Source organism: Bradyrhizobium sp. P5_C11_2 (genome assembly GCF_054049755.1).
Map to the genome: position 1 here is coordinate 1 of NZ_JBFULT010000255.1, position 10383 is coordinate 10383.

Genomic DNA, 10383 nt, shown 5'->3' on the forward strand with positions numbered 1-10383 from the left:
ACCTTGATGGTGTCGTCGGCAGCCTTCGCGCCAGTCAATGAAGCCAGACCGAGCATCAGTCCGGCGGTCGCGGCGAGCACGCCGCGGCGGCTAAATGACGCCGCTATATCGTGAGTGGATTTGGTAAGCATGATTGTATCATCTCCCTGACGCAGACGTGAAAAGACGCTGCGAAACGGCCCCACGKCCGCCTGCGATTAACGGAATCGCAAGAACCATGCCATGGACCTGTCACTAATTAAGCCATTGATATGACTTATTAAATTGGCGAAAATCAAAGTTTCGCCACGGTCCAATCGCCCAAACAATGGGCAAATAAAATGTATGCTAATGCGGCATACAGGTTATTTTTTGAGCAAAATGACACTTCTGTCTAAATTTCCGGCATAACTATTTTTGCACCGCAACCGGTTCTCGGGACGCGCCTGCCTTGAAAGCGCCTCGCCAATGTTCCATATGGTCGTCGAGACCTCTTGCGAATCAAGTGGTCGTTGCGAGCCGCGTGTTCTTAAGCCCGTCTGGGCCTCTGGCTTGCCCCATCTCACCAAGCCATCCGACACCCCAAACACGCAGGTGTCTATTCGACACCCGTATTGCGCGTGCCCCGCTGATTGCGCCGGGCGCCCGCTTTCGACATGGAAAGAACCCAACTTTTGACTTCCTTTCAGGACTTCGGCCTCGCCGAACCCATCGCGCGCGCCCTCGCCGAAGAGAACTACCTCACCCCCACCCCCATCCAGGCCCAGACCATCCCGATAGCGCTGACCGGCCGCGACGTGGTCGGTATCGCCCAGACCGGGACCGGCAAGACCGCGTCCTTCGCGCTGCCGATCCTGCACCGCCTGCTGGAGAACCGTATCAAGCCGCAGCCCAAGACCTGCCGGGTGCTGGTGCTCTCGCCCACCCGCGAGCTGTCCGGCCAGATCCTGGACAGCTTCAACGCCTATGGCCGCCACGTCCGCCTGGGCTCGACCCTCGCCATTGGCGGCGTGCCGATGGGTCGCCAGGTCCGCGCGCTGATGCCGGGCGTCGATGTTCTGGTGGCCACCCCCGGCCGCCTGCTCGACCTCGTGCAGAGCAACGGCCTGAAGCTTTCGAGCGTCGAGTTCCTCGTGCTCGACGAGGCCGACCGCATGCTCGACATGGGCTTCATCAACGACATCCGTAAAATCGTCGCCAAGCTGCCGATCAAGCGGCAGACGCTGTTCTTCTCGGCCACGATGCCGAAAGACATCGCCGAACTCGCCGACGCGATGCTGCGTGACCCCGCCCGCGTCGCGGTGACCCCGGTCTCCTCGACGGCCGAGCGGATCAACCAGCGCATCCTTCAGGTCGACTTCGCGGCGAAGCCCGCCGTTCTGACCAAGCTCCTGAAGAACGAGCCGATCAACCGCGCGCTGGTTTTCACCCGTACCAAGCACGGCGCCGACAAGGTGGTGAAGACGCTCGAGAGGGCCGGCATCGCCGCCAGCGCCATCCATGGCAACAAGTCGCAGAACCATCGCGAGCGGACGCTGGCGCTGTTCCGCTCCGGTGAAATCCGCACGCTGGTCGCCACCGACATCGCCGCCCGCGGCATCGATGTCGACGGCATCACCCACGTCATCAATTTCGACATACCGAATGTGCCCGAGACCTATGTCCACCGCATCGGCCGCACCGCGCGCGCCGGCGCCGAAGGCACCGCGATCTCGCTGGTCGCAGGCGGCGAGGAACTCGGCTATCTCCGCGACATCGAGCGGCTGATCAAGGTGACGCTGCCGCGGGAAGATAACCGCACGGACGCCGGCCGCAGCGATGCGGGCGCGCCCCCGTCACAGCAACGGCAGGGCCGCCAGGGCCGCCCGGGCCAGCGCCCGCAAGGCGCAAGGCATGGTGAGGGAAGGCATGGCGAGGGAAGGCATGCTGAGGGACGTCAGGGTGAAGGACGGCGTGCTGACGAAAGGCGTGCTGACGGACGGCATGGCGCCGCCAAGCAGGGCGACGGCAGGCCCGGCGAAGGTCGGCACGGTGAAGGAAGGCACGTTGACGGACGGCCTGGCGGCAGCCAGAAGGTCTCGAAGGGTTCTCGCCGCCGCCGGTCCGGTGGTAAGATGCACTCTTCGCCAACCGACCGACCTGAGCAGCGTTCCGCGCATAGCGCCAGCAAGCCTGATGGGATACAAGGCGTGGCCTTTTTGCGCCGCGAGAGTCGGCCGATGGGCCAACCGACCCGCAAACCCTATTCGAATTAGCCGACCATCGACCTGGAGAAATTCATGGCTAAGGAAGAGCTGATCCAGTTCGAAGGACTGGTCACTGAAATCCTCCCCGACGCGCGCTACCGTGTGCAGCTCGACGCCGGGCACGAGATTGTTGCCTACACCGCCGGCAAGATGAAGAAGAACCGCATCAAGACGCTGGCGGGCGACCGCGTGACGGTGGAGATGTCGCCCTACGACCTCGAGAAGGGCCGGCTGATTTTCCGCCACAAGGACGAACGTCCCTCGACGCCCGGCGGCCCGCCGCGGGGCGGGGCGCGCGGCGGCCAGTTCCGTCGCCGCTAAACGGCCCGTTCGCGCGCGAGCGCGGAATTAAAATTCCGACCTGTATGCTGATCCGCCGTGAGCCATCACGGCGGATCAAAAAACCGTGCATGTCAGGATTGTTTTGGGGCCTTATTTCCAATAAAATCAGCTAATCGATTTTCGGCCGGACGACATTAGCATCCACCGGTACAGCCGGTTCAGACACGCTGACGACCCTTCCAGAAATTCGATCTAACCTGCCCGCGCGAGCGGGCTCTTACACTGTGTGATCTGAGAAGGAACTACCCCCGTGAGCATGGGAACCGTGAAGTGGTTTAACGCGACCAAGGGCTTTGGCTTCATCCAGCCCGACGACGGCGGACAGGACGTGTTCGTGCATATCAGCGCCGTCGAGCGCGCCGGCCTCGGTACGCTGCGCGAAGGCCAGAAGATCTCGTACGAGATCGTGGCCGATCGCCGGTCCGGCAAGTCGGCAGCCGACAATCTCCGCTCCGCCGGCTGAGCCGGCCTGGCCTTCGGCCAGCATCGAGCGAACACGCCAAAGGAAAAGGCCGTGCGTCATGCACGGCCTTTTTTCATAGGCGAAGGACGGTTTGCGCCGTCCGCGTCGTTGGTCTTGTTAATTGGTCTTGGCGGCCCCGCCGCCGCTGGCAGTGTTGCTCAGCGAGCCGGCCTGGCTCATCGTGTTGTTGAAGTAGGTGTCGCTGTCGCCGAGCGTCACGCGGCGCTGGCAGATCGGCATGCAGCTGTAGGATTCGCGCTCGATAYCGCGATAGACGGTGACGAGCCGGTCGCTCGGACCTTCGACCTGGATCTGGCGATCGACCAGTATCTCGCCGCCCCTGTCGAGCGCGATGAAATTGGTGGCGCCATAACCCTTCCCGGTCACGACGATCATGCCGCCGGGCTGGAGCGTGACGTCGGCGATCAGGGGATTTCCGACCACGATGGTCGCCACCTTGCCGGGCAGCCGCACCAGCTTGGCCTGGTCGACATTGACGGCGATGGCATCGGCGGTGGGTTCGGCAAGGCCGGCGGCCGGCGAAGCCAGCACCGCAGCCGCAACCAGAAGACAGACGCGCGCATGACGGCGCAGCAACTCTTTACGCATACTCTTACCCCGGGACGTCACAAACCGGCAGAAACGATTCTGAAAGCGGAGCCGGCGCCCGACACGGCTAACCTGCCCTCAATTCATGAACGTTCCGCAAATTCGCCGACTATTGTTTGAACGGACCGGCGTTTTGCCGGCCCCCGTCCTACTGGCGGAACGGATAGGCCAGCTGGCCCGCGATCTCCTTCGGCATGGTCGCTTCGTCCTTGCCGTAATCCTGCGGGAGTTCACCCGCCGGCATGCGGAAGGTGCCGAACAGCACGTCCCAGATCGGGAACGTTCCGGCGAAATTGGTATCGCCGCCCTCCTCGAGCGAGGTGTGGTGCCAGCGGTGGAACACCGGCGTCGCCAGCAGATATTTGAACGGGCCGAAGGTCCAGTTCAGGTTGGCGTGCACGAAGGCCGAATGGAAGGTGGTGAACGGGCCGACCCAGATCATGACGTTCGGCGAAATGCCGGCCATCAGCAGCACGACGTCGACGCCGATGGTGCCGAGCATGAGATTGACGGGATGGAAGCGGGCCGCGGAAATCCAGCCCAGCTCCTCCGAGGAATGATGGATCGCGTGGTACTTCCAGAACCCGCCGCCGTGAAACAGCCGGTGCAGCCAGTACAGCATGAAATCGGACAGCACCAGGAACAGCGCACCCTGCACCCAGAGCGGCAACTGCGACAGCGGGCCGTGGCCATTGTCGTAGAAGGCGATGAGCTCGTCGGCATCGTGGATGTTGAAGACCACGCCCGCGCCGACGATCAAGAGCCCGATCCGCATGGTACGGGCGAATACGGGGACGAAGAACCAGTAGCAGATGTCGGTCACGATCTCCCGCTTGCGCCACCACGGCGCGCCGGGATTGCAGGCCCAGAAATGTTCGAGAACGGTGAAGACTACCGCGAGTGCGAAGGTGATCGGGATTACCTTCGCGATGGTCTCGCCGAGCATCAGGGCGACTTGCATGGGTAGGCTCGACATAGTCGCCTCTCTTCCGAAGTCCTGGTCCGCTCTAGGCCTACTCCGCGAAATTTAAGGGAGGATGAAGTTGGCGGCGCGCATGCAGCGCAGTTCGACCAGGCGTGAATTTTCAATGGCGCTCTTAAGGTGAAATTCACTCTGGCCAAAAGCATCGCGCAGGCGCCGGCTTTAACCGTCTGAATTAACTCTACCGAAAGAGCTCGGCTTTCATGGTCATGGCGTCAATGCAGCGCCGATGAGGCGACCCCACCCCAGATGGAGTTTAGTTCATGAAGAACCTGATCGCGCGTTTTGCGAAGGATGAATCCGGCGCCACCGCCATCGAATACGGTCTGATCGCCGCCGGCATCGCGCTGGCCATCATCACCGTCGTCAACAATCTCGGCACCACGCTGAACGCCAAGTTCGGTTCGATCAGCTCGTCGCTGAAGTAAGCGACCGACGCACGACGGCAAACGCCCCGGATCTCCGGGGCCTTTGTTTTTTTCGGACACGGCGAGTTCCAGTGGCGTTGCGTAAATTCAGAACCGATGCCGCGTTTGCGGCGGGCCAGGCGGAAGCGGCGCGGACCGAGGCGCCGACCTATTGGGTCTGCCTTGCGCTGCTGCTTGCGATGGTCGCGCTCGCCGCGCGCATTGCCAGCCTCTGGTGAGAGCGCCCTCGGCGGCTTCCGACCCCAGGGTCGCCATTGCCGTTGTCGGTTTGTTTAGCACTGCCGGCTAGCATGCGGCGACGCCCCGATCCGGCGACACACCCAGGCCTCAAGACGCAGCCCATGATCCTCGACCTCGCGCGCCTTCTGCTCTTCCCGGCCCTGATGGCGTTTGCCGCCGCGAGCGATCTCTTCACGATGACGATCTCGAACCGCGTCTCGCTGGTGTTGGTCGCGGGCTTCTTCGCGCTCGCCATTGCCGGTGGCATGGCACCTTACGACATGCTGAGCCATGTCGGCGCCGGCGCGCTCGTCCTGGTCGTGGCCTTCGCCTGCTTTGCGATGGGCTGGGTCGGCGGCGGCGATGCGAAGGTCGCGGCCTCCGTCGGGCTCTGGTTCGGCTTCGCACAGTTGATGAACTTCCTGCTCTACGCCTCGCTGTTCGGCGGTGCGCTGACGCTGTTCCTGCTCCAGTTCCGGCAATGGCCGCTGCCCTACGGGCTCGCGGGCCAGGCCTGGCTCGCGCGGCTGCACGCCAAGGAGAGCGGCATCCCCTACGGCATCGCGCTCGCGCTGAGCGCGCTGATGGTCTACCCGGAGACCGAATGGGTGAAAGCGATCGACCTCGCTCACCTCGCACTGCGCTGAACGCTGCGGGATAACCCGGCGTTAAGCTGATTTAGATACGCCTCATTAACCATGCTTTGACGAATAGCTGGTCAACTGCCGATTACGGCGGCGGAACCGTCGCGGCGTTTAGTTGGAAAGTGAGCGTATGAATAGGGCCCGCATTGTCGTCCTGACGGTCGCCATCTGCGCCGGCGGCGTCGCCGCGTATCTGGCGAGCGGCTCGGACAATTCTGCGCCGCCTCCGGCGGCTCCTGTCGCGCAGCTTCCAACCGTCGACGTGCTGGTGGCCAAGAACGACATCGGCCTCGGCCAGACCGTGAAGCCGGACGACGTGCAGTGGCAGACCTGGCCGTCCGCGACCGCCAGCGCCACCTTCATCCGCCGCAACGAGCGTCCCGAGGGCGTGACCCAGGTCACCGGCTCGATCGCGCGCGCCCCCTTCATCCAGGGCGAGCCGATCCGCGACCAGAAGCTGGTCAAGGCGGAGGGCTCCGGCTTCATGGCCGCGATCCTGCCGAGCGGCATGCGCGCCGTCTCCACCGAAATCTCTCCCGAGACCGGCGCCGGCGGCTTCATCCTGCCCAACGACCGTGTCGACGTGCTTCTGACCCGCCGTCTCAAGAACCCGGACCAGAGCGCCGGCGCCCCGGACATCGTCACGTCCGAGATCATCCTGGTCAATATCCGCGTGCTGGCCATCGACCAGGCGCCGAGGGAGAAGGACGGTCAGAACGCGGTGGTCGGCAAGACCGTCACCCTCGAACTCAATCCCGCGCAGACCGCGACCCTTTCCGCCGCCCGCCAGAGCGGCACGCTGTCACTGGCGCTGCGCAGCATTGCCGACGTCAAGATGAGCGACAACACGCTGGACGAGTCGCAAAAGCCGCGCGGAGACGGCATCTCGGTCATTCGCTACGGCATCCCAAGCCAGACGGCGAAGGTACGATGAGGACAGTCGATATGAAATGCGGGGCCAATTTGCCGACGATGCGGACCTCCATGGTCCGCGCCCTGTCGTTTTCGGCCGCACTCGCGCTAGCTCTCAATCCGGCGCTGGCTCCGGTCATCGCCGCCGACTACCGCCCCGTGGCGCCGGCCGCGGCCGAYGGCCAGATGAACGCGCGCTTCCTCTCGCTCGGCATCGGCAAGTCGATCGTGATCGACCTGCCGCGCGACATCAAGGACGTGCTGGTCGCGGACCCCAAGATCGCCAATGCGGTGGTCCGCTCGTCACAGCGCGCCTACATCATCGGCGCCTCGGTCGGCCAGACCAACATCGTGTTCTTCGATTCCGCCGGCCAGCAGATCGCGGCCTATGACATCGCGGTCAAGCGCGATCTCAACGGCGTGCGGGCGGCGCTGAAGCAGGTCCTGCCCAATTCCGACATCCAGATCGACGGCCTCGGCGACGGCGTCGTCCTGACCGGCTCGGCGGCGAACCCGCTGGAAGCGCAGCAGGCCAACGATCTCGCCGCGCGGCTCGCCGGCGGCGCCGACAAGGTGCTGAACTCCATCGTGGTCCGCGGCCGCGACCAGGTCATGCTGAAGGTGACGGTCGCCGAAGTCGCGCGCAGTATCGTCAAGCAGCTCGGCATCGACCTCTCCGCCAACTTCAGCTACGGCACGTCGGTGGTGAGCTTCACCAATTCCAACCCGTTCACCGCTCTTGGCAAGAATCTGGTGGACGGCAACAGCCTGACCACGAAGTTCGGCGCGGCGCCGTCGGTGCAGGCGACGCTGCGGGCGATGGAGACCGCCGGCGTGATCCGGACGCTGGCCGAGCCGAACCTGACCGCGATCTCGGGCGAGTCGGCGACTTTCATCGCCGGCGGCGAATTCCCGGTACCGGCGGGCTATGCGTGCGATCCCACGACTCATGTCTGTACCACCCAGATCAGCTTCAAGAAGTTCGGCATCTCGCTCAACTTCACGCCCGTGGTGCTGAGCGAAGGCAAGATCAGCCTGCGGGTGATGACGGAAGTATCGGAATTGTCCAACGAAAATGCGATCACGCTGTCGCAGGCCGTGACATCGAGCTCGGTGAACTCGCTGACCGTGCCCTCGATCAAGACCCGCCGCGCGGAGACCTCGCTGGAAATTCCATCCGGCGGCGCGATGGCGATGGCGGGCCTGATCCAGCAGCAGACCAAGCAGGCGGTCAGCGGGTTGCCGGGCCTGACGCAGCTCCCGGTCCTCGGCGCGCTGTTCCGCAGCCGCGATTTCGTCAACAACACGACCGAGCTGGTCGTGATCGTGACGCCCTATATCGTGCGCGCGGTGGCGCAGAAGGACCTGTCGCGTCCGGATGACGGCTTCGCGGCGTCCTCGGATCCGCAGGCCGAGCTGATCGGCAACATCAACCGCATCTATGGCGTGCCCGGCAGAACCGAGCCGGCACGCAACTACCGCGGCACCTACGGCTTCATCACCGACTGAGGCGGAACGGGGACTTCGCTATGACCACAAGACCACCCCAGATTCGCAAACGCGCCATCGGCTTCGGTGGCGCGCTCGTCGGTATCGCGCTTGCGCTCGGCGGCTGCCAGCATGACGAAGTGGTCACCGGCTCGATTCCCGACGACTACAAGCAGCGTCACCCGATCGCGATCGAGGAGCAGAACCGCTCGATCGTCGTCTTCGTCGGCCACGCCCGCGGCGGGTTGACCGCCGCCCAGCGCGCCGACGTGATGGGCGTGGCGTCGGCCTGGCTGCACGAAGGCACCGGCGCCATCCATATCGACGTACCGTCCGGCACGCCCAACGCGCGTCCGGTGGCGGATACGATGCGTGAGATCCAGGCGATGCTGGTAGCGGCCGGCGTTCCGCCGCGCGGCATCATGGCTCGCCCTTATCAGCCCGAAGACAAGCGCTTCCTGCCGCCGATCCGTCTGACCTATTCCAGGATCGCCGCGGTCGCGGGCCCCTGCGGTCTGTGGCCGGAGGACATCGGCCCCTCGATGAAGAACAAGAGCTGGTTCGAGAACAAGGAATACTACAATTACGGTTGCGCCTATCAGCGCAACCTCGCGGCGATGGTCGACAATCCGTCGGACCTCGAGCAGCCGCGGCCTGAGACACCTTCCTACACGATACGGCGCACCGCCGCCTTCGAGAAGTATCGCAAGGGGATTCCGACGGCGGTGCCCTATCCCGAAGCCGACAAGGCCAAACTCAGCGATACCGGCAAATGATCAGCTACGCTCGCCAGACTCCGGAAGAGCAGCCGGAAACCTCGCCTCCGCCGGCCGAGGAGCATATCGCGCCCGCGCCGCGCGTCTCGGTCCAGGCCTTCTGCGAAACCGTGGAGACCGCCGCCGCCGTGCAGTCGGCCGGCGAGGATCGCCGTCTCGGCAAGGCCCATCTGAAGATCCAGATGGGCGGCATGGCGGCTGCGATCGAAGCCTATCGCTCGGCGCCCACGCCGAACGTGATCGTGCTCGAAAGCGACGGACGCAACGACCTCCTGACCGGCCTGGACCACCTCGCCACCGTCTGCGACGCCGGCACCCGCGTGGTCGTGATCGGCCGCATCAACGACGTCATGCTCTACCGCGAGCTGGTGCGTCGCGGCGTCAGCGACTACGTGCTCTCACCGGTCGGCGCGATCGACGTCGTGCGCTCGATCTGCAACCTGTTCTCGGCGCCGGAAGCCAAGGCGGTCGGCCGCATCATCGCCGTGGTCGGCGCCAAGGGCGGCGTCGGTTCTTCCACCGTGTCCCACAACGTCGCCTGGGCGATCGCGCGCGACCTCGCGATGGACGCGGTGGTCGCCGATCTCGATCTTGCCTTCGGCACAGCCGGGCTCGACTACAATCAGGATCCGCCGCAGGGCATCGCCGACGCGGTGTTCTCGCCCGACCGCGTCGATACCGCCTTCATCGACCGCCTGCTGTCGAAGTGCACCGACCATTTGAGCCTGCTGGCGGCACCGGCGACGCTCGACCGGGTCTATGATTTCGGCAGCGACGCCTTCGATTCCGTGTTCGACACGCTGCGCTCGACCATGCCTTGCATCGTGCTCGACATTCCCCACCAATGGTCGGGCTGGACCAAGCGCGCCTTGATCGGGGCCGACGACATCCTGATCGTGGCGGCGCCCGATCTCGCCAATCTGCGCAACACCAAGAACCTGTTCGATCTCCTGAAGGCTTCGCGCCCCAACGACCGGCCGCCGCTCTACTGCCTGAACCAGGTCGGTGTCCCGAAGCGGCCGGAGATCGCCGCGACCGAATTCGCCAAGGCGATCGAGAGCCAGCCGGTCGTCTCGATCCCGTTCGAGCCGCAGATCTTCGGTTCGGCGGCCAACAACGGTCAGATGATCGCGGAGATCTCGGCCAACCACAAATCGATCGAGATGTTCCTTCAGATCGCCCAGCGCCTCACCGGCCGCAGCGAGACCAAGAAGCAAAAGTCGTCCTTCCTTTCACCCCTGATTGAGAAGTTGCGGGGAAAATAAGCCGCCGCATGGAGTTGTTAAGTGTTCGGT

At 64.3% G+C, this 10383-nt stretch carries 12 protein-coding genes; 10 read left to right on the forward strand and 2 right to left on the reverse strand.

The window, feature by feature from the left end:
- Window positions 1-635: 635 nt before the first annotated feature.
- The 3 genes from ACXJL8_RS22510 (at window position 636) to ACXJL8_RS22520 (ending at window position 3030) form a co-directional block, all read left to right on the forward strand.
- Window positions 636-2234 (forward strand): DEAD/DEAH box helicase, encoded by a 1599-nt coding sequence (locus ACXJL8_RS22510; RefSeq protein ID WP_456621747.1) that lies wholly within the window; start codon window positions 636-638, stop codon window positions 2232-2234.
- A 24-nt stretch (window positions 2235-2258) separates the two neighbouring features.
- Window positions 2259-2546: a translation initiation factor IF-1 gene (gene infA / locus ACXJL8_RS22515; protein WP_456621748.1), complete on the forward strand. Its 288-nt coding sequence runs from the start codon at window positions 2259-2261 to the stop codon at window positions 2544-2546.
- A 271-nt stretch (window positions 2547-2817) separates the two neighbouring features.
- Window positions 2818-3030, forward strand: a complete 213-nt coding sequence (locus tag ACXJL8_RS22520) for a cold-shock protein (protein ID WP_007599788.1) — start codon at window positions 2818-2820, stop codon at window positions 3028-3030.
- A 117-nt stretch (window positions 3031-3147) separates the two neighbouring features.
- Here the strand turns inward: ACXJL8_RS22520 and ACXJL8_RS22525 are convergent, their stop codons facing one another.
- Together ACXJL8_RS22525 and ACXJL8_RS22530 are read right to left on the reverse strand one after the other, a co-directional pair.
- Complete coding sequence (locus ACXJL8_RS22525; protein ID WP_456685612.1) at window positions 3148-3639, reverse strand: pilus assembly protein N-terminal domain-containing protein; 492 nt, start codon at window positions 3637-3639, stop codon at window positions 3148-3150.
- A 148-nt stretch (window positions 3640-3787) separates the two neighbouring features.
- Window positions 3788-4615 (reverse strand): sterol desaturase family protein, encoded by an 828-nt coding sequence (locus ACXJL8_RS22530; RefSeq protein ID WP_456621750.1) that lies wholly within the window; start codon window positions 4613-4615, stop codon window positions 3788-3790.
- Window positions 4616-4884: 269 nt separating this feature from the next.
- On the opposite strand from ACXJL8_RS22530, the gene ACXJL8_RS22535 reads away from it, so the two are divergent.
- From ACXJL8_RS22535 to ACXJL8_RS22565, 7 genes are all read left to right on the forward strand, one after another.
- On the forward strand, window positions 4885-5049 hold the full coding sequence (locus ACXJL8_RS22535; RefSeq protein ID WP_008131913.1) for a Flp family type IVb pilin: 165 nt from the start codon (window positions 4885-4887) through the stop codon (window positions 5047-5049).
- A gap of 77 nt (window positions 5050-5126) precedes the next feature.
- A complete protein-coding gene (locus tag ACXJL8_RS22540) occupies window positions 5127-5267 on the forward strand; it encodes a hypothetical protein (RefSeq protein ID WP_456621804.1) in 141 nt (46 codons plus the stop codon).
- A gap of 123 nt (window positions 5268-5390) precedes the next feature.
- On the forward strand, window positions 5391-5915 hold the full coding sequence (locus ACXJL8_RS22545; RefSeq protein ID WP_456621751.1) for an A24 family peptidase: 525 nt from the start codon (window positions 5391-5393) through the stop codon (window positions 5913-5915).
- A gap of 127 nt (window positions 5916-6042) precedes the next feature.
- A complete protein-coding gene (gene cpaB, locus ACXJL8_RS22550) occupies window positions 6043-6846 on the forward strand; it encodes a Flp pilus assembly protein CpaB (protein WP_456621752.1) in 804 nt (267 codons plus the stop codon).
- Window positions 6847-6857: 11 nt separating this feature from the next.
- A complete protein-coding gene (locus tag ACXJL8_RS22555) occupies window positions 6858-8333 on the forward strand; it encodes a type II and III secretion system protein family protein (protein ID WP_456621801.1) in 1476 nt (491 codons plus the stop codon).
- A 20-nt stretch (window positions 8334-8353) separates the two neighbouring features.
- Complete coding sequence (locus tag ACXJL8_RS22560; RefSeq protein ID WP_456621753.1) at window positions 8354-9088, forward strand: CpaD family pilus assembly protein; 735 nt, start codon at window positions 8354-8356, stop codon at window positions 9086-9088.
- Complete coding sequence (locus tag ACXJL8_RS22565) at window positions 9085-10353, forward strand: AAA family ATPase (protein WP_456621754.1); 1269 nt, start codon at window positions 9085-9087, stop codon at window positions 10351-10353. The genes ACXJL8_RS22560 and ACXJL8_RS22565 overlap by 4 nt, the downstream gene beginning before the upstream one ends.
- The last annotated feature ends 30 nt before the right edge of the window (window positions 10354-10383 follow it).